Consider the following 17,913-nt stretch of genomic DNA (forward strand, 5'->3'; position numbering starts at 1 on the left):
GGTAAGTTCGCAGACGATAGACGTGAGAATTAGAAAAGAAAAAGCCCCTTTTCCTTTGAGAGAACTGGGGCTAGGTTGGTCGCCAGAGCCTATGTGGAGATCAAGAGAAATGAACACATTTCCGGCATACCGAGTGCAACTTTACATTGAAAATGATTGGCAGGTGAGAGATGAGAGAGCCGCTCATTCTATTATAAAGTTGCTTGCCAAAAGCCTGCATTCCCATCCACGTCTGAATGTATTGAGTACAGGCTAGAGGATACCAATCGTAGTAAATAACTGCTCACCCTAGCTTGCTAAAATACTCGATAACTACGTTAAAGTTTTTGAATGTAGAATAACTACTTATCGAAAAACTTTGCCTCGTTCTCAAGCATTTTATCTACGCTATTTCTGAACACTTATTCACTGTGATTGGTATAAACTACTGCAATAGTGACATTGCAGAGTTTGGCAACTGTTTCGCTTGAGCAAGAATTGATGTACCTGCTTGTTGCAAAATTTGTGCTTTGGTCATTTGCGTGGTTTCTTTCGCAAAGTCCGTGTCTTTAATTCGGCTGTTTGACGCGTCAACGTTTTCTTGGATGTTTGCCAAGTTGTTGATGCTGTGACTCAGACGGTTTTGCTTCGCACCCAGATCCGCACGTTGTGAATCCACGTATTTCAGTGCCGAATCCAGCACAGAGATAGCGTTTTGAGAACCTTGTACGGTTGTCATATCAATATCTTGTACTGATGTTCTAAGAGGTTCATCGCTCAAACCAAGCTCAGACGCCAATCCACCCGAAATTGAAATTTCACCCTGAACGTTTGGATGTGCAACAAAAACTTGTAACTTGCCATCTTCACTTACAGACGCGTTGATCATATCAGACTGACCATTAATGTACGTTGCAAGCTCTTCGATGTCGTCACCTGCTTTTGCATTAATGTTGATTTCTAGATCATCGACATTGCCGTCTTCGTCTTCACCCATACCTGGCAAAGTGATTTTTAGATCCGATTTAGCTGGGTCAACGCCCCAATCTTTATCTTTACCGTTTTCCGATAAGAAGGTCACACCGCCCATGCGAGTATCGTCCGCACGAATGCTGGTTAGCCCCATGATCATTGCTTCACCTGAGCTCGCACCAATCTGGAATGCCGCTTCACCGAATGAGCCGTTCAATAGACGACGGCCACCGAATGACGTGGTTTCTGCGATACGGTTTAGCTCGTCAATCAATGCCATTGACTCTTCGTTGATCGCCTGACGCTCAGCCGGAGAGTTAGTACCGTTCGATGATTGAATAGCAAGGTCACGCATACGTTGCATGACAGATGTTGCCTCATTCATCGCACCTTCAGCGGTTTGTGCAATCGAGATACCATCGTTCGCGTTACGCATTGCGACATCTAGACCACGAGACTGTGCAGTTAAGCGGTTAGAGATCTGTAGACCTGCCGCATCATCTTTTGCACTGTTAATCTTATGTCCTGAAGATAAGCGCTCCATCGACGTATTTAATTCGTCAGTCGCTTTGTTTAGGTAACGCTGCGCGGTCATCGCGGAGACGTTAGTACTAACTGTTACAGCCATTTTGCTCTCCTTTTGAGTTCGCAAGCTTTTGCGAAGCGGCCAGCTTTACTCTCATTTGGATAAGCACTGACCGTAAAAATTACTTGCTAAATCTGCCTTAAACGCAGGGTTTAGAATCTCTAAATCTGTTCTGATATTTTCAATACAATTTGTGTGCCAACTTATAAAATTTATTTCACCGATTTTAAAAGAAGCACATAAACAATAAGTTAGCGTTATCACTAAACCATTTCCGGATAATGAGGCTCATCTTGCTTCATGGATATTGACCGCTACTTTGTTGCCGCCCGACTTGCCTCTCGCGTCATTGCCGCTTTGGGTAAAATCGTGCCGCATAGCATGACTCTTAATTTACGTCGATTTATCGCACTTAAGGCTTTGCACATAAGGCATCAAAAATCAGACAGTGTGTCTTAAGTCAGACTAAATATAGTTAAACAGAGTTAGATCTTTGGTCTTACCGAATGCTTGTTGCGATGCCTGTAACGCTCGCGAGTTTTCACTGAACTCGATAACGGCTTTAGAGTAATCCAAATCCTCAAAGTTGCTCTTCGCTTTCGCCAGAGACAAATTAAAGTCTTCGTGGTTTTGCTCTTGGATATCGAGCGTGCTTAATCGAGCGCCAGCATCAGTACGCGCTTTATTCAAATGGATAAAAGCAGCGTGAAATTCTTCTGTCATTTGGTGCAATTTGGCGGTCGCCGACGTATCCGACACCGATTTATCTGACCACGCCATTGCATCCTTGAAGGTATCGAAAATGCTGAACTCTGCCCGCTTTTCGATCTCGATGCTATCGCCAGGAGTAATTTGACCTTTTACGTGCACTTTCAGGCCTTTGTACTCAATGCCTTTTTCTGGAGAAAACTCATCGGCATCCACGACTTTACCGTTACGCTCTAGTTGGTAACCAAATTTGCCGTTGTTCATATCGACAAATGTCACGCGATACGCCGCATCATCCTTCGTATCAACGTTAGTGGCTCTGTTTAATAGCAACTCAGAACCGTTTTGTAGATCGTAATTCGGCTGATAGTCGCCAAATGGGTTTGGTATCTCCATAAACAGCTTGCTGCCAGGATCGTTCATTGGCATCTCAAGCATGCTGGAGACTTTCATTTTGCGCTGGTAATCGTCTCCAGCGTACTGAACACTACCGTCTTTATCGCGATAGAATGGTTGGCTTTTTGGCTTAGTGCCAGCAAACACGTAGTTACCAGATTCATCTTGCGAGTTCACTAAGTTAAGGAAGTTGTTCGCAATCTCTTCTAGCTCACGCTTCTTTGCTTGTCGGTCTTCCGCAGAAAACGCACCGTTAATCATCTCCATCGTTAAGCGCTTCGACTCGTCGGCAAAATTCTCTGCATTGGCGATATTAACTTCGTGGTTTTCTAGACGATTACGCACCAACACTATTGAGCTAAGGTATTGTTGTAGCTGTTCTTGTTGCTGACTAATATTTTGAATGTAATGCGACGCAAGGGGATCGTCGCTAGGTTTCAGTAACTTTTTCCCTGAAGCAAGTTGCTCTTGGTTATGGTGAACCTTATTTTCTTGACGACGCAAATCATTTTGTACGGACTGATAGTTATGGAAACTAGAAATTCGAGTTAGCACTTATCTCTTCTCCTTACCTCAGTTGTAAAATGGTATTGAAGGTATCATTCGCCGCTTGCATCACACGTGATGAAGCCATGTACGCTTGTTGAAACTTCATCATGTTGGCCGCTTCTTCATCGAGGTTAACGCCAGAAATAGAAGCAACGCGCTCTTGTGCCGCCTCATGCTCTAAGCGAGCGACGGAGGCTAATCGGTTTGCTGTAGAAGATTTCAATCCGACTTCGGTATTGAGGTTGTGATAAACATCAATCAAAGTACTGGATTTTCCGTCCATCATCTTATCTGTTTGGATCTTCTGCATTTTTCTCAAGTTGCCATTACCACCTTCCGAAGGCACCAAGTTCGCGGTGAACTTGTCATTCATCAGCGCACCTTCGCTCAACTCAAACACGGTTGCATCGCCGTTTTTATACAGCGGATGACTTTTCGGCACTGAGATTTCAATCATCGGGTTATCTTTGTCTAGCGGGTATGCGTATTTGTCCGATAGCAAACTGCCTTTGTTGTCCGTGATCTTTAACCACGGCTTATCATGTTTCTCGTCGGCTGGTTGTACGGTGACCTCAAACTCTTTGACATCCCCCGCCTCACGAATTTTGAACTTGGCGTTACCTTGAGCAAAAGTGGTTGAAGCTTCATAACTTTGCGCGGCAATGGCTTTCGCATCATTGGTTTCCATCTTGATGATGGCTGCGCCACTTCGTGTTGGGCGCAATAATACGCGCTCACCAGCGGCAAGACCTTCACCGATTTGCACTTTCATACCATCCAGAACAAACGAAGAATCTGATCGATCAATGTTCAACGACATTTGCTCACCTTTCGGTGTTGTCACGCTATACTGGTCGCCATCATAACGTAGCGAATATTCACCACCTTTGATCGCTGAGATATCATCAATGTAAACCGCAACATCAGCTTGAGAGTCAGGCGCAGCAAAAACTCGAGATTTTGCCACCAGCTCAGAGTTCACGTCGGTAAATACGTCTTTACCTATCTTACCGTTAAGATCCAGACCTTGAGATTGCAGCTGATTAATTTTGTAGGAAAAGCCCGTCGCTAAACGGCCCATTTCATCCTGAAGTTGCGGAATGTGTTTGTCGCGCATTTCAAGCAAGGCACCGATTTTGCCATCCATGTCGTCAGACTTGATCGCTTTAATGCCATCCCCTTCCACCATTGCTAAGCGTCTTTGGTGAACATCAGGATAGCCGTCAATCATTTTGAGCTGGCTTGCTTCCGTGCCAGAAACAAGTGTGTGTCCATTGCCGATGTGAACATTAAACCCTTCCGCATTTTTGCGTGGGGTGACGGTAACTTTGGTGTACTCAGATAACTCAGTAACCAGCTTTTCATGCTGGTCCATCAAATCATTGTGTGGACCGGGTGTGCGCATCATTAACCGATGCACATCGCGGATTTCCAACGCAAGTTGGTTCACGCGTTCAATACCCATATCCAATTTTTTATTGGTCACATCAGATTGCAATCGCACGGTTTCATGGAAGTCATTTAATGTATCAGAGAAGATTTTCGCCTTTTCCAATACCACTTTCCGTGCCCCCAAATCGTTCGGGGTATCTGCCATGGTTTTGACCGCATCGAACCACTCGTTCAAGTTCTCTGGAATTTTCTTCGATGCAACTGAGCTCAACATGCTAGAGAGCATATCAAGATTGTCTTGGGTATCCGTTTTGTTGGCATTGTTGGTTGACGACAAGTTCAGTTCATTCACGGCAAACTGATCCCACGAGCGGCGAACATTTTCCACATGCACACCCATGCCGTAAGTAGAGCCACCAAACATGCGCGGATCATTCGTACCTTGGATAACAGACTGGCGGCTATAACCCTCGGTATTAACATTAGAAATGTTATGACCAGTGGTGTTTAATTGTCTCTGAGCAGTAAGCACACTTTGAGTACCTACATTCAGAAGATCTGACGCCATACATGCCCCCAAAAACGAAATAAAATCGGCAAAACCGATCACCTAGACACATCAAAGCAAAAGATGTGCCAAGTAAGAGAGAGGTGAATACTCAGAAAAAGTAAAGGCTTGCACTGTGGCAAGCCTTCGAAAGCAACATGAACTGGCGAAGAGTAAATTACATACTTTCGATTTTCTGCTTCACCTGCAGGACTTTGTCTGCGTAATTCGGATCGGTCGCGTAACCCGCGCTGTGGATGCCGCGAATGAAGGACTCTGAATTCCCTCGCTGTTGCAATGCCGTCTCGTAACGTGGGTTGTCATTTAAAAAGCGCACAAAGTCATTAAAGCTGTCTTCGTAATTTGAGTAGGCGCGAAACGCTGCCGTCTCTTTCACTGGCGTATTATCGTGGAACTCTAGCGTTTGAGTCGTCACTTTGTCACCCTGCCAGCTTCGATCCGCTTTGATGTTAAATAAGTTGTTGCTGCTGCCACGCGCGTTCTTCACTACCTTTTGTCCCCACCCGGTTTCCAAAGCCGCTTGCGCAAGTAGCAGAGATGGCTCGACACCTAGGGCTTTCGCGGCTTTCTCCGCGTATGGCTTCATCGAGTTAACAAAAGATTCTGGCGAATCGAATCGAGTTGGTTCATTGCTTGGTCGAGATAGCTGACCAGATTCAATCAAGCGCTGTTCAATCTCACGCGCTTTTTTCGGGTCAACACGACGATATTCCACGGCATTATTTGCCGCATCACGCATTGCCGTTTCACTCTTGTCGTTACCTTGCCCAGCCGTTAATTGCTTAACAATCATATCGGCCAAGCCCATTGAACCAGACGAACTGAGCTCGCTCGCCATCTGCTCATCCAGCATTTGTCGGTAGAACTTCTCATTCTGGCTGTTCATCATGTTGGACTCAAAGCCCTCATTGGCTTCTCGCATTGATTTCAACATCATGGAGGTGAAAATAGATTCGAACTGACGAGCCGCTGCACGCAGTGCTTCTTGCTCGCCATCTTTGCCTTCCTTCACTGCTTTTTGACGCAGGGTATCCAGCGAACTGATGTCATGAATAAAACCAATGTCGTTAGGATTGTTCATTATACCTACCTCCTAACCATTAAATGATGATCAACTGGCCTTCAATGGCACCAGCTTGTTTCAATGCTTGCAAGATAGCCATCAAATCCGACGGCGCTGCGCCGACTTGATTCACTGCACGGACCAAATCATCCAACGTTAAGCCTGGCTCGAACTTAAACATCTTGCCCTGCTCTTCGCTAACTTCGATATCCGAGTCTGGCACGACAACGGTTTGCCCACCAGAAAAGCCGTTAGGTTGGCTAACATTCAGGTTTTCTTTGATTGCGACCGTCATTCCGCCATGGGTTACCGCCGCAGGTTTAAGGCGAACATGTTTACCAACTACGATGGTACCGGTACGAGAGTTAACGATGATTTTGGCTGCGCCATCTGCTGGGTCAAACTCTAGGTTTTCAATTGCCGATAAGAACGCCACACGCTGGCTGACATCACGAGGGGCACGTACACGTACCGACGTCGCGTCTACTGCACTCGCCATTTGTGGGCCAAGGAAGTTGTTTACCGCATCCGCCATACGTTGAGCCGTTGTGAAGTCTGACTCAAGCAAGTTGAACGTGATGTAATCACCACGACCAAATGGGTTTGGAATTTCTCGCTCTACTGTCGCACCACTAGAGATAAGACCAACGGTTGGATTGTTACCTACGATTTTTGAACCGTCAGCACCTTCAGCACTGAAGCCGCTCACCACTAAGTTACCTTGAGCAACCGCGTAAACTTGACCATCGAGACCTTTGAGGAACGTTTGCAGTAGCGTACCACCACGCAAACTTTTGGCACTTCCGATGGAAGAGACTGTCACGTCTACTTGCTGACCCGGTTTAGAGAAAGGCGGCAACTCTGCCGTTACCATGACTGCAGCAACGTTTTTAATTTTTGGCTTTGTGCCCGGCGGCATCTGAATGCCGAAGTTTTGCAGCATAGCGGCGAAACTTTGCTCCGTAAACGGGTTCGCTTCGCCTGTGCCAGGTAAGCCTGAAACCAAACCATAACCCACGAGTTGGTTGCTTCGTACACCTGCCACTTGCGCGACGTCTTTGATACGTGCAGCTTGGGCAGCGGTAGCAAACAGAGCAACGCTCATCAGTATTAAAAGGAGTTTTTTCATGCTTACTTATCTCTTGCAGTCAAATTGCCGTCAGCACGGCGTGTTATAGCGCTACATTAAAGAATCGTGCCAAGAAACCCGGCTCTTGCATATCTTGTTGTACACCGGTGCCAGAGTACTGAATTCTTGCGTTAGAAACGCGGTTTGATGCAATAGTATTATCGAAACTAATGTCATCCGGACGAATAGTGCCGCTTAAACGTATGTACTCATCACCCGTATTAAGCGTCATCCATTTTTCTCCACGGATAACGAGGTTGCCATTTGCCAGAACTTCAATCACCTCAACAGTAATGTAACCACTGATGCTGTTGCTCTGCTTTGCAGAAGAGTCACCTGCAAATGAGTTGGAGTTGTTTAAGTCATAAGAGAAATTATATTTTCCGCCAATTTGCAGCTCTTCTCCGCCCACTTGAAGCGGGTCCATTTGTGCTTCATTGGTTTTCGATAAATCGGCATTGGCGCTTTTCGTCGCACTGGTTGTCTCATCCAGAGTTACGGTAATAATGTCGCCAATACCACGTGGCTTGGAATCGTCGTAAAGATCGGTAATGTGCTCGGCGCTAAACAGTGAACCTGTTGCAGCAGCATAATGCTCAGGTTTCTTTTTCGGATGAATAGGAGCCCATGCAGGATCACCCGCAACCGGATCGCTTCTGCCACGCAGTGTATCCACGATACCGCTGCTCTCTTCTTTCGATTTATCGCCTTCTACCGCGTCAACCACCGTCGTTGCTTGTGTCACTTCATCCGTTTCAATCGGCTCTAACATGGCACAACCCGACATCGTGGCAATCAAAGCAAGTAGACAAATACGTTTCATCGTGAGCTCCTCAATTCTTGCTCTTAACCGTTATAACTGCTGGTTAACGAAGCTCATCATCTTATCGACTGACGAGATCACTTTTGAGTTCATTTCGTAAACACGCTGGGCTTCGATCATGTTGACCAACTCTTCCGTTACATTCACGTTAGACGCTTCCAGCATGGATTGACGGATTTCACCCAAACCGTCCAAACCAGGAACACCTTCTTGTGGATCGCCACTGGCACCCGTTGGTAAGTAAAGGTTCTGGCCAATTGGCTCTAGGCCACCTGGGTTAACAAAGTCTGTAATGGTTAGCTGACCAACGACTTGGTTGTCTTGCTGACCACGGACGCGAACCGATACTTCACCATCCGTACCGACAGTGATAGAAATCGCATCTTCTGGAATCACAATTTCAGGTTCTACAGGGTAGCCAGAACCCGACGTGACTAACGTGCCTTCACCATTTAACGTGAACTGACCGTTACGGGTGTAACCGATGTTGCCATCCGGCAACGTCACTTGGAAGAAGCCGTCGCCTTCAACCATCATGTCCAGTGCGTTGGTCGTTGTCTGCGCATTACCATGCGTGTGCACTTTTTGCGTCGCAACCACTTTAGAACCCGCACCTAGCATCAAGCCACTCGGTAGCTCAGTGTTCTGAGATGATTGGCCGCCAGGCTGGTTGATGTTCTGATAGAACAAATCTTCGAATACCGCACGGCTCTTTTTGTAGCCCACAGTAGAGGCGTTCGCCAAGTTGTTCGAAATCGTGGCAATGTTGGTTTGTTGGGCGTCTAGACCTGTTTTACTTACCCATAGTGCTGGATGCATAGTGAACCTCTAACTCTGTTAACTCATACGAAGCAGTGAATCTGAAGATTTATCCATCTCTTCAGCAGTGCTCATCATCTTGACTTGCATTTCAAACTGACGCTGTAAGTCAATCAATGCGGTCATTTCACCTACGGCATTCACGTTACTGCCTTCAATCGCTCCTGTCTGGAGGCTAACAGTCGCGTCTGCTTCGTAAGGTTGGTTTGGAGTTTTATGGCGAAATAAGCCATTGGTGTCTTTAAACAAGCTTTGATCATTAGGCTTAACAAGCTTAATGCGATCAACCGCTTGGAATTCTTCTGCCGGGGCACCTTGAGGAAGTACAGAGATGGTGCCATCCCGACCGATTTCAATTTTGGAGAGAGGAATAGGCAAAGTAATCGGCGCATCGTTTTCACCCAGCACCAAATGGCCACTTGCGTTGGTAAGCATGCCATTTTGATCGACTTTTAGGTTGCCGTTACGGGTCAACCCTTCTTTCCCTGTGTGATCGAGTACCGAAATCCAGCCGCTGCCTTCAATCGTCACATCCAGATCACGCCCTGTTGTAATCACGCTACCTTGAGCAAAGTTATGCCCTGGACGCTCTGTCATGCTGAACACACGTGAAGGATGGCCTTCACCATAAGCCTGCATTGAGCGAGCCTGTGCTAAATCCGCACGAAACCCTGTCGTGCTTACGTTAGCCAAGTTATTAGCACGCAATTGTAGTGCCTGCATATTTTGCTTGGCCCCACTCATTGCGAGAAACAGTGCGCGATCCATAAATTACTCCAAAAACTTCTCTGTACACGGAGTAAAAGCAATAGTTATGCCAACATAAAATGAGCTTATTTATCAAACATTTAAATCAGAAACAAAAGATTAAGAGGAGTTTCAGTGGCAGAAAACTGCAACAAGGGGCAAGGTTTTGATCCACATGGCGGCAACGGCGGCAAATCAGAGATCAAAGCATGCTTAACCTGAACTGAGGTATTTTCAGGCTAAGCAACAGATGAATGTCATGATGTTATCAAGCCAAGCGGCGAAAGCTCGCCTAACTTGATGATGCAGATTATCGGATCTGCAGGATATTTTGTTGTAGCTGGTTGTGCACTTCTAGCGAACGTGAGTTTGCTTGGAAGTTACGCTGAGCAGAAATCAGGTCCACCAGCTCCTGCGTCATATCAATGTTTGACTGTTCCAGCATACCGTTGTTGATGGTGCCGAAAGAGCCTTTGTTAGATTCACCCCAAATCTTGTCACCAGAGAACTGAGTTGAATCCCATTGCGTACCGCCCTTCTTATCCAGACCTTGCTCGTTTGGAACACGTACTAGCGCGACACGACCCAATGTGACGTTTTCACCGTTTGAGTAAGTCCCCATTACGCTGCCGTTTTCATCGAAGTCAACCTTGGTTAGGAAGCCCGTTGTTGCACCGTCTTCATCGAACTTGGTCAGTTCGAACGGAGCAGCAAACTGTGTTGCCGAGCCTAAACCGAAGTTAAGCGTCTGCGCAGGATCGGCACCATTCATATCGACTGGTGTCGTGTTCGTCGCTGGATCGCCTAATGCCACAGACGTAATTGGCTGACCATTGTTCAAGCTCGCCAACGTACCATCGTTGTTGAACTTCATGGTATGACCCACATGGCCTGTTGGCGTTTGTGCATCACCTGCCGCAACATTTAAAGGCTTTTCACCTTCTTTATCTGTCACGGTGTAGTAAGTGTTCCACGTGTTTGGCTGAGTCTGATCTTTCAAGTAGTACGTCGTTAGCTTGTAAGACTGACCCATCGAGTCATAAATAGTCGAAGAGGTTGAACGGTTGTATGTATCTGGGTCTGAAAAATCAAACTGAGTCGGATCTTTCAAATCGCCGTTAGCTGGCAAGTTCACGCCCACTTCAATGTTTGCTGTTTGCTTTGGCTTACCAAATTCAGCAGGAATATTGATAGGTTGTGGCTCGTATGAAGAAACCTCACCAGAGCTTGGATCCACTTGGTAACCTAATAAGAACTCATCGTTCGCGGTCACCATGTAGTTTTCTTTATTTAAATGGAATGCACCATTACGTGTCAGTTCATTCTGTTGTGGAGTCAGACGCTCCTTCGCCACGGCGAAGAAACCTGTACCCGAAACACGCAAATCCATTGGGTTGTTGGTGTAAATGCTTGAGCCTTCATGGAACTGCTGCGCCACTTGGCTTGCTTGCGCACCCCCACCCGGTGTGGTTTTTGCGTTAGTAAATAAAGAGTTAGAGTAAACATCAGCAAACTCAGCACGGGACTCTTTAAAGCCGTACGTGTTGGCGTTCGCAATGTTGTTACTGGTGGTGTTCAAATCCAGTTGGGCGGCGGACAAACCGCTTAAAGATACATATGACATTCCAAAATCTCCTAATCTAGCGAGCTATGACTACGCTTTGCCAACTTCCAATACTTCTGCAAGTCGAACTGGCGATTCAAAACCAGCCAGATTGAGTAATACGTTTCCGTCACCTTTGCCGAGCAATACGCTATTTACGTTGGCATATGTCGATACTGGGAACTCTTGCGACTCCCCTTCAACCAAGCCAGACGCTTTCACTTTGTATTTGCCAGCAGGCAGTGGATTTCCGCTTTCATCTTTACCGTCCCAAAGCACACGCGTGTCGCCGGCTGGTTTCGCCCCTACCTCAAAAGTACGAACCAGTTGGCCAGCTTCATCCTCTACACGAACAAACAGATTATCGATAGATTGTGAAAGCTTAACCATTGCCGCCATTGGCGCGTCGTCCTGCTTCACACCTGCCGCTCCTGGGACCAATACGTCACGTCCTACCAAAGAGGAAGCTTGTAACGCTTGGTTTGATGTCATTGACGAGTTCAAACTCTCAAACTGAGTGTTCATCTTGCCAATGCCATCAACGGTCGCAAATGAAGCCATTTGCGCAATCATCTGGTCATTACTTACCGGCTTAAAAGGGTCCTGTTGAGACAATTGCTTCGTGAGCAATGATAAGAAGTCTTCCTGTTTTAGGTCTTGCTTACCCGTGCTCTCTTCCGTCTTCTTGTTACTCTCTTGTAGACTTTTAAGCTGGTCGATATAGGACAAGCCGCTTTGACCAACGTTGTTAATTCCGGCCATACGCTACCTCCTTATCCTTATTGACCCATCTGCAGCGTACGCAGCAGCATTTGTTTACTAGAATCCGCTACTTGCACATTGGTTTGGTATGCGCGAGAAGCTGAAATCATGTTCGCCATTTCTTCCATTACATTCACGTTCGGCTTGTAGATGTAGCCTTCTTCGTTTGCAAGGGGATGGTCTGGGTTGTACTCCGCACTCAGCGGTTTATCGCTTTCTACAATGCCCATCACTTTCACTGGCACCGTATCACCGCCACGCATGGCGTTACTTAACTCAGCTCCAAACACAGCATGGCGCGCTTTATAAGTGTCTTTCGCAGAGCTGCTGACACTGTCGGCGTTCGCCAAGTTGCTTGAGGTAGTGTTCAGACGAACGGATTCAGCGCTCATTGCGGAACCTGTCACATTGAAAACGTTAAATAAGCTCATCTAAATTATTCCCCTTTGATTGCTTTGGTTAAGTTCTTGAATTTGCTGCCTAGAAAATCGAGTGATGCTTGGTGTCTGATTTGGTTTTGCATAAACAAGTTACGCTCTAAATCCAAGTCTACCGTGTTGCCATCACCCGTATCAGGCTGCGTAGGAAGACGATATAGCTTGTCCCCGACCAACGTTGTAGTGGCAGGAATATGCCGACCATCCGTACGACTAAGACCAATGCTTGCCCCAGATGTTGCCGCTTGCAATTCCTTCGCAAAGTCTAAACCTCTTGCTTTGTAACCAGGCGTGTTGGCTTGTGCAATGTTGGTGGAAATCACCTCAGCATTGCGCTCACGTACGCCCACCGTGTGCTGGTGGATGCCTAGTGCATTGTCAAAAGATATAGCCATGTTTGCCTCTACAATTAAGAACTGACCGTGATTGATAACCAAAAGCAATTAGCATGCCAAAAACATAAAGCGCTCTATCTACTTAATAGCTATCACCCATTGGAATAGCAATAAGTGAGCCAAAGTGACTGGAATGTCATGTCGTTTCACTTTGTTCACTTAATAAAGATACACCGTGATGAGGGAACAAAGCAAAATCGCGCTTCAATTTAGCAAGTGAAAACGTGGAAACACTCGAAGTCAGGAAACCAGCAAACAAAAAAAGCCTGACACTAGGTCAGGCTTTTTATCAATGAAGAGATACCGCTATTTAAGCTTGTAAATGATACCCGGATTACAGCGCACCATTTCAAATTTATCAGTCAGACCAGTTAGCGACTCTGATGCCCCTAACAGCAGATAACCACCTGGGTTTAAGCTGCTCGCCATTTGGTTAAGCACTTTTGATTTCATTTCCGGTGAGAAGTAAATCAGCACGTTGCGACAAAAAATAATGTCGAACTTACCCATCAGTGCATAACTGTCCATCAAGTTTTGTGGACGAAAGTTCACCAAACGTTTGACGTTGTCTTTGACTTTCATACGGCCACCGTCCGCATTCTCAAAGAAGGTGCGGCGACGTTCTGGTGAAAGTCCGCGCCCTAGAGCCAAATTGTCATACACACCTGCACGACACATCTCGAGCATACTTGCTGAAATGTCTGTTGCTGTAATAGACACGTTTGGTAACAAACCCGGCTTGCGCTGTTGCGTTTCCAGAATCGTCATTGCAATAGAATACGGCTCTTGGCCCGATGAACTGGCTGCAGACCAGATCTTGATTGGGCGCTTGCTTGCCGCTACTTCTGGCAATAATTTGTCAGCTAAAACTGTGAACGGATAAGTATCTCGAAACCACAAGGTTTCGTTAGTCGTCATCGCGTCCACAGCGGCCACTCGTAATTCACGATTGCGCCCTGTAACAACATCACGTAGCAAATCTGATAACGATGCGAGCTTAAACTTCGTCACTAAAGGACTCAGTCGGCTACGCACAAGGTATTGCTTGCTATCACCTAACACGATGCCACATTGCGATTCTAGAAAACGGCTAAAGTCACGATACTCTTGATCACTGATTGTAATAGCAGTCATTAATGTCTCTTTTATTGTGTTAATGCAGATTTAACCGCGTTACCCAATTCATCTGGGTTAAATTTCGCAATGAAGGTATTGGCACCTACACGCTCAACCATAGCCTGGTTGAATACACCACTTAATGAAGAATGGAGGATAACATAAAGGTCTTTCAAATCGGCATGTCTGCGAATTTCAGCCGTTAAGGTATAGCCGTCCATTTCTGGCATTTCAATATCGGAAATAACCAACGAAATTTGATCGTAGATATTGCCTTCTTGAGCCATTTCAATCAACTTATTGTACGCTTCTTTGCCATCTTTGACAGATACGACCTCGAAACCGATTGATGTAATCGCACGCTCTACCTGTTTACGCGCGACAGTCGAGTCATCGGCAATCAATATACGGCGTACAATAGGCTTTTCTTGTTCTGCTTGCGCGATTTCTTCACCGATAGCAGAATCCATCGTTTCATCAACCGGCGCAATCTCTGCCAGGATTTTTTCAACGTCAAGGATTTCAACCAGCTCGTTGTCGATGTTTGTCACTGCGGTCAAGTAGTGCGCTTTACCCGCACCGTCTGGCGGTGGCAAAATCGCTTCCCAATGCATATTGATAATACGCTCAACCGATGATACCAAAAATGCTTGGATCGTACGGTTAAATTCTGCGATAACAACAAAACATTTATCCAGATCAGTGGTTGGGCGGCCACCAATTGCCAGGCTCAAATCAATAACGGACACGGTATGGCCGCGGATATGAGCGATACCTTTTACCAGCGGGTGTAGATTTGGCATTGAAGTCAGCTTAGGGCACTGCAGTACTTCTTTCACTTTGAATACGTTAATGCCGTAGCGCTGTCGGCCCATCAGTCGAAAGGTCAATAATTCCAATCGGTTCTGACCGACGAGTTGCGTACGCTGATTCACCGAGTCAAGAATCCCCGTCATATGCTCATCTCCATCTCAAACTTTTTGTTTTTAAATGATACTCTACCACTGGCAAGCACGATACCAGGGAGACAGTATGGCGTATTTCACTTTCACTTCGACACCATTGACTATGACAATATGTAGAGCGCTAATTACAAAGTACGCTAAGTCTATCGGCATTTTGCTCAGTATGTTTAGCTTTTTTGTTCATTCAGCTTCAGATAATCAGATCGAGCAAATAAAAACGGCAGCAGAACAACATATTCTTGCTACAGTTGATCAGCCTGATGGTGGCGAGCTATCTGTTAATGCGGCAGATATCGACTCGAGAATAAAAGCAACGGATTGCCCAGTGCCCCTGGATACGTCAGCTTCTTCCACCAGCAGTACTCGAAGCAACATCAATGTTCTAGTGGAATGCCCACCGGATGACTGGAAAGTCTATGTGCCTGTACGGATCTCGGTATCAGTGCCAATGATCGTCGCAACACGAACACTAGGGAGAGGAGAAATCGTCAGCGCGTCGGATGTCACCACTTCTATGATCGAGCTGCAGCGCTTTCGCAAAGATGGCTTTTCTAACTACGATCAAGTGGTTGGCGCAAAGCTAAAACGCAACGTTCGCCTAGGTGATGTTGTTGAACGTAATGATGTCTGTGTCGTTTGCCGGAATGAAAAGGTCACAATTAAAGCGGTAAATTCTGGCATGACAATCACCACGCAAGGCACAGCATTGCAAGATGGTGCGGCTGGCGATCAAGTAAGAGTGAAAAATGATAAGTCACAGCGTATAATAGAAGGCATAGTGACTGGCATTGCGGAAATCACTGTTAATTTTTAACACCCACTGGTAGCGTGTTTAAACTGATCAATAAAAATGCAAAAAATGACTAAAGTTATTTTTGCACTGGTCGATAGTCTGGATACCAGTATTACGATACAAGGCAAAGGTTAAACATGGCAGGTATAGATAATATACGTTCAGGGCAAATGATGACGACGACAAGTCGTGCACCTGCGCGTAACGATTCCAATGCTACCAGCACGACTGAATCGAAAAAAGCACCCGCACAACAAGACGCTGTATCACTCAGCCAGCAAAGCAAAGCCGTTAGCAAACTCCAAAAAGATATGGCAGCTTCTCCGGCCTATGACAGCGCCAAAGTCGCGGCAATCAAAGAAGCAATCACAAACGGTTCATACAAAGTCGATCCTGAAAAATTGGCTGACAACATGATTAAGTTTGAAAACGAATTGCAAGGCAAAAGCTAACTGACTTAGGCCGAAGGTAAGTATTTTATGGCAGCATTAGTCGATCTCGTCAATTTCCAACTAGAAAATGCTAAGGCACTTTCTGCTGTTTTGCGTCAAGAAACACAAGCGATAACTGCGCGTGTCTCTACCGAGATTGAGAGTATTGCCAAACAGAAGATGACACTCATTGATCAGCTTAGAACAACTGATCAGCGAATCGCCTCTCACCCGCACGTCAATCAACTTACTGAAGATGAGCACCTAAGTCAGGTTGTTGCTCAAATCCAATCGATCGTCCTCGACTGTCAACAAGTCAACAAAGTAAATGGTGAATCGCTTAGTCGCGCACAGCTGAGTTTCAATAAACTCAATAACATGCTTCAGCGAACTCATGGCAAAGTGGGCATGACCTACAATGCTGGTGGCAAAACCCACACAATTTCGACACTTGGCACCAATATAAAAGCCTAAACGTCACTCCTACCCCACACCATCTCTAGAATGTAGAGATAAAAAAGCGACTCATTGTTGCCAATCAGCCGCTGGAAAGATTATCTGGTCTTCTGAAGTAATGCGCTTAGTGCATTAGAACAAGGTTTGTTGACGCTTCTCAGGCACCTGTTGAACTTCTCCGTAATCACGTAGCTTATCCATTTTACGAATATCAAGACGCAACTCTGTCACGTAACTGTCCTCAACAAGATAACTACGCACAACTTCTGCACCGCGAATCACACCATCAACCGCACCTGTAGTGCTCTCAATACCTAAACGCTGGTCTTGCAGTTCTGCACGTCCACTAACACGCATACCATACACTTGTTCTGCCAGTTCACGGTATGCATCAATTTTTGATGCGCGCATTGCTCGTACGCGCTTTTCTTCTACTGTGCGGCCTGTTTGCTCACTGACACTCGCATAACCCACTGCCACTAAGATTTCATCTTGACGCATCTGTTGTAGTGGCTGACACCCCACCAATACCAGTGTGGCAATAATAAATAATAACTTCTTCATGCTTCTATCCTATGGACGCAGAATCACAGTGTACGGCTGACGAATGGTTGGGTCTGAGCGAATCAACACGCCATCTTGCGTACGGATACTGTTTAACGTATCTAAGTCACGACCAATACGGTCAGCCGGAAGGAAACCCTGCGCCGTTGCTACAACCACACGGCTCTGCATACCGACCACACGTGCATTGACCAACACCCCGCCCTCTTGGCGAAGCATCGTGCCGGTCAGTACATACTGAATTTGTTGCTCTTGCGCCAGATCTTGCCAATCACGGCTTAAAGCAAAATCGCCCTGCTGCGTCACTTGGATAGAGCCCGTAGTTTTGAAATCAACCACTTTAAACCCTCGGCGCTGGAACTGATGGATAAAACCTTCCGAGACCGAGTTGCCTAACCAGTTTGTTGCATCCATATTTTGTAGATCAACAAACGAGGTAATCGCAATCGGTGTCCGCGCAGATACCGCCACATTAGAAACCATCAGGTCTTCGGTCATGCTTTCAATGAAAAAGTCCATCGTATGACGTGGACTATCCATCAGCATGAACTGGCTTCCCGAGTACGGTTCTTTACCATTGTAAATCGGTGAGTACGCGCACGATGTCAGAAGCGTCATCATCGATGCGGCGACAAGCCACTTTTTCATGGTTTGATTCTC

General features: G+C 46.2%; 20 protein-coding genes. 4 read left to right on the plus strand and 16 right to left on the minus strand.

Translation table 11 applies throughout. The features are described 5' to 3' along the window. Positions 1–424: 424 nt before the first annotated feature. Complete coding sequence (locus FKN08_RS18520; RefSeq protein WP_006743025.1) at positions 425–1,579, minus strand: flagellin; 1,155 nt, start codon at positions 1,577–1,579, stop codon at positions 425–427. Between the two features lie 258 nt (positions 1,580–1,837). Here FKN08_RS18520 and FKN08_RS18525 point away from each other — a divergent pair, with 258 nt between their 5' ends. Next, the gene (locus FKN08_RS18525) at positions 1,838–1,996 is read left to right on the plus strand and encodes a hypothetical protein (protein ID WP_167713401.1); all 159 of its coding nucleotides are present in this window, start codon (positions 1,838–1,840) and stop codon (positions 1,994–1,996) included. Positions 1,997–2,002: 6 nt separating this feature from the next. Here the strand turns inward: FKN08_RS18525 and flgL are convergent, their stop codons facing one another. The 13 genes from flgL to FKN08_RS18590 form a co-directional block, all read right to left on the minus strand. After that, positions 2,003–3,196, minus strand: coding sequence for a flagellar hook-associated protein FlgL (gene flgL, locus FKN08_RS18530; protein WP_005393113.1), 1,194 nt, complete (start codon positions 3,194–3,196; stop codon positions 2,003–2,005). A 13-nt stretch (positions 3,197–3,209) separates the two neighbouring features. After that, positions 3,210–5,150 (minus strand): flagellar hook-associated protein FlgK, encoded by a 1,941-nt coding sequence (gene flgK, locus FKN08_RS18535; RefSeq protein ID WP_170892678.1) that lies wholly within the window; start codon positions 5,148–5,150, stop codon positions 3,210–3,212. 157 nt (positions 5,151–5,307) lie between these two features. After that, entirely contained in the window at positions 5,308–6,234 is a 927-nt protein-coding gene (gene flgJ, locus FKN08_RS18540) for a flagellar assembly peptidoglycan hydrolase FlgJ (RefSeq protein WP_046874278.1), read from the minus strand. A 16-nt stretch (positions 6,235–6,250) separates the two neighbouring features. Then, complete coding sequence (locus tag FKN08_RS18545; RefSeq protein ID WP_145532375.1) at positions 6,251–7,342, minus strand: flagellar basal body P-ring protein FlgI; 1,092 nt, start codon at positions 7,340–7,342, stop codon at positions 6,251–6,253. 43 nt (positions 7,343–7,385) lie between these two features. Beyond that, positions 7,386–8,165: a flagellar basal body L-ring protein FlgH gene (gene flgH, locus FKN08_RS18550; protein ID WP_006743029.1), complete on the minus strand. Its 780-nt coding sequence runs from the start codon at positions 8,163–8,165 to the stop codon at positions 7,386–7,388. A gap of 30 nt (positions 8,166–8,195) precedes the next feature. Further along, positions 8,196–8,984 (minus strand): flagellar basal-body rod protein FlgG, encoded by a 789-nt coding sequence (gene flgG, locus FKN08_RS18555; RefSeq protein WP_005382032.1) that lies wholly within the window; start codon positions 8,982–8,984, stop codon positions 8,196–8,198. Positions 8,985–9,002: 18 nt separating this feature from the next. Next, positions 9,003–9,752 carry a flagellar basal-body rod protein FlgF gene (gene flgF, locus FKN08_RS18560; protein WP_005382031.1) on the minus strand — a complete coding sequence of 250 codons (750 nt, stop codon included), beginning with the start codon at positions 9,750–9,752 and terminating at the stop codon, positions 9,003–9,005. A gap of 289 nt (positions 9,753–10,041) precedes the next feature. Next, the gene (gene flgE, locus FKN08_RS18565) at positions 10,042–11,355 is read right to left on the minus strand and encodes a flagellar hook protein FlgE (RefSeq protein ID WP_005393123.1); all 1,314 of its coding nucleotides are present in this window, start codon (positions 11,353–11,355) and stop codon (positions 10,042–10,044) included. Positions 11,356–11,385: 30 nt separating this feature from the next. After that, a complete protein-coding gene (flgD, locus tag FKN08_RS18570; RefSeq protein ID WP_005393125.1) occupies positions 11,386–12,096 on the minus strand; it encodes a flagellar hook assembly protein FlgD in 711 nt (236 codons plus the stop codon). Positions 12,097–12,113: 17 nt separating this feature from the next. Beyond that, positions 12,114–12,527, minus strand: coding sequence for a flagellar basal body rod protein FlgC (gene flgC, locus FKN08_RS18575; protein ID WP_005393132.1), 414 nt, complete (start codon positions 12,525–12,527; stop codon positions 12,114–12,116). Positions 12,528–12,532: 5 nt separating this feature from the next. Continuing rightward, positions 12,533–12,928 (minus strand): flagellar basal body rod protein FlgB, encoded by a 396-nt coding sequence (gene flgB / locus FKN08_RS18580; RefSeq protein ID WP_005382026.1) that lies wholly within the window; start codon positions 12,926–12,928, stop codon positions 12,533–12,535. 306 nt (positions 12,929–13,234) lie between these two features. Next, positions 13,235–14,062, minus strand: coding sequence for a protein-glutamate O-methyltransferase (locus FKN08_RS18585; RefSeq protein ID WP_005382024.1), 828 nt, complete (start codon positions 14,060–14,062; stop codon positions 13,235–13,237). 11 nt (positions 14,063–14,073) lie between these two features. Continuing rightward, entirely contained in the window at positions 14,074–15,000 is a 927-nt protein-coding gene (locus tag FKN08_RS18590) for a chemotaxis protein CheV (RefSeq protein WP_005382022.1), read from the minus strand. 76 nt (positions 15,001–15,076) lie between these two features. Between FKN08_RS18590 and flgA the strand changes: the two genes are divergently transcribed. From flgA to flgN, 3 genes are all read left to right on the plus strand, one after another. After that, on the plus strand, positions 15,077–15,823 hold the full coding sequence (gene flgA / locus FKN08_RS18595) for a flagellar basal body P-ring formation chaperone FlgA (RefSeq protein ID WP_005393139.1): 747 nt from the start codon (positions 15,077–15,079) through the stop codon (positions 15,821–15,823). Positions 15,824–15,939: 116 nt separating this feature from the next. Then, positions 15,940–16,254, plus strand: coding sequence for a flagellar biosynthesis anti-sigma factor FlgM (gene flgM / locus FKN08_RS18600; RefSeq protein WP_005382018.1), 315 nt, complete (start codon positions 15,940–15,942; stop codon positions 16,252–16,254). 27 nt (positions 16,255–16,281) lie between these two features. Beyond that, a complete protein-coding gene (gene flgN, locus FKN08_RS18605; RefSeq protein ID WP_046874280.1) occupies positions 16,282–16,707 on the plus strand; it encodes a flagellar export chaperone FlgN in 426 nt (141 codons plus the stop codon). Between the two features lie 114 nt (positions 16,708–16,821). On the opposite strand, the gene flgP is transcribed toward flgN, so the two are convergent. After that, positions 16,822–17,253, minus strand: a complete 432-nt coding sequence (gene flgP, locus FKN08_RS18610; RefSeq protein ID WP_047009552.1) for a flagellar assembly lipoprotein FlgP — start codon at positions 17,251–17,253, stop codon at positions 16,822–16,824. A gap of 9 nt (positions 17,254–17,262) precedes the next feature. Then, complete coding sequence (locus tag FKN08_RS18615) at positions 17,263–17,901, minus strand: FlgO family outer membrane protein (protein ID WP_005382013.1); 639 nt, start codon at positions 17,899–17,901, stop codon at positions 17,263–17,265. Between the last annotated feature and the right edge of the window lie 12 nt (positions 17,902–17,913).

The sequence above is a fragment of the Vibrio sp. 1-2 (7-a) genome, assembly GCF_013048515.1.
Taxonomy (GTDB): Bacteria; Pseudomonadota; Gammaproteobacteria; order Enterobacterales; family Vibrionaceae; genus Vibrio; species Vibrio diabolicus.

What these genes read in the sequence shown, in the direction of transcription:
- flgF (WP_005382031.1), bottom strand. Translation starts at nt 9,752, where the DNA reads ATGGATCGCGCACTGTTTCTCGCAATGAGTGGGGCCAAGCAAAATATG.
- flgA (WP_005393139.1), top strand. Translation starts at nt 15,077, where the DNA reads ATGGCGTATTTCACTTTCACTTCGACACCATTGACTATGACAATATGT.
- FKN08_RS18520 (WP_006743025.1), bottom strand. Translation starts at nt 1,579, where the DNA reads ATGGCTGTAACAGTTAGTACTAACGTCTCCGCGATGACCGCGCAGCGT.
- FKN08_RS18615 (WP_005382013.1), bottom strand. Translation starts at nt 17,901, where the DNA reads ATGAAAAAGTGGCTTGTCGCCGCATCGATGATGACGCTTCTGACATCG.
- flgD (WP_005393125.1), bottom strand. Translation starts at nt 12,096, where the DNA reads ATGGCCGGAATTAACAACGTTGGTCAAAGCGGCTTGTCCTATATCGAC.
- FKN08_RS18525 (WP_167713401.1), top strand. Translation starts at nt 1,838, where the DNA reads ATGGATATTGACCGCTACTTTGTTGCCGCCCGACTTGCCTCTCGCGTC.
- flgM (WP_005382018.1), top strand. Translation starts at nt 15,940, where the DNA reads ATGGCAGGTATAGATAATATACGTTCAGGGCAAATGATGACGACGACA.
- FKN08_RS18545 (WP_145532375.1), bottom strand. Translation starts at nt 7,342, where the DNA reads ATGAAAAAACTCCTTTTAATACTGATGAGCGTTGCTCTGTTTGCTACC.
- flgC (WP_005393132.1), bottom strand. Translation starts at nt 12,527, where the DNA reads ATGAGCTTATTTAACGTTTTCAATGTGACAGGTTCCGCAATGAGCGCT.
- flgN (WP_046874280.1), top strand. Translation starts at nt 16,282, where the DNA reads ATGGCAGCATTAGTCGATCTCGTCAATTTCCAACTAGAAAATGCTAAG.
- flgK (WP_170892678.1), bottom strand. Translation starts at nt 5,150, where the DNA reads ATGGCGTCAGATCTTCTGAATGTAGGTACTCAAAGTGTGCTTACTGCT.
- FKN08_RS18590 (WP_005382022.1), bottom strand. Translation starts at nt 15,000, where the DNA reads ATGACGGGGATTCTTGACTCGGTGAATCAGCGTACGCAACTCGTCGGT.
- flgB (WP_005382026.1), bottom strand. Translation starts at nt 12,928, where the DNA reads ATGGCTATATCTTTTGACAATGCACTAGGCATCCACCAGCACACGGTG.
- flgG (WP_005382032.1), bottom strand. Translation starts at nt 8,984, where the DNA reads ATGCATCCAGCACTATGGGTAAGTAAAACAGGTCTAGACGCCCAACAA.
- flgP (WP_047009552.1), bottom strand. Translation starts at nt 17,253, where the DNA reads ATGAAGAAGTTATTATTTATTATTGCCACACTGGTATTGGTGGGGTGT.
- flgE (WP_005393123.1), bottom strand. Translation starts at nt 11,355, where the DNA reads ATGTCATATGTATCTTTAAGCGGTTTGTCCGCCGCCCAACTGGATTTG.
- FKN08_RS18585 (WP_005382024.1), bottom strand. Translation starts at nt 14,062, where the DNA reads ATGACTGCTATTACAATCAGTGATCAAGAGTATCGTGACTTTAGCCGT.
- flgH (WP_006743029.1), bottom strand. Translation starts at nt 8,165, where the DNA reads ATGAAACGTATTTGTCTACTTGCTTTGATTGCCACGATGTCGGGTTGT.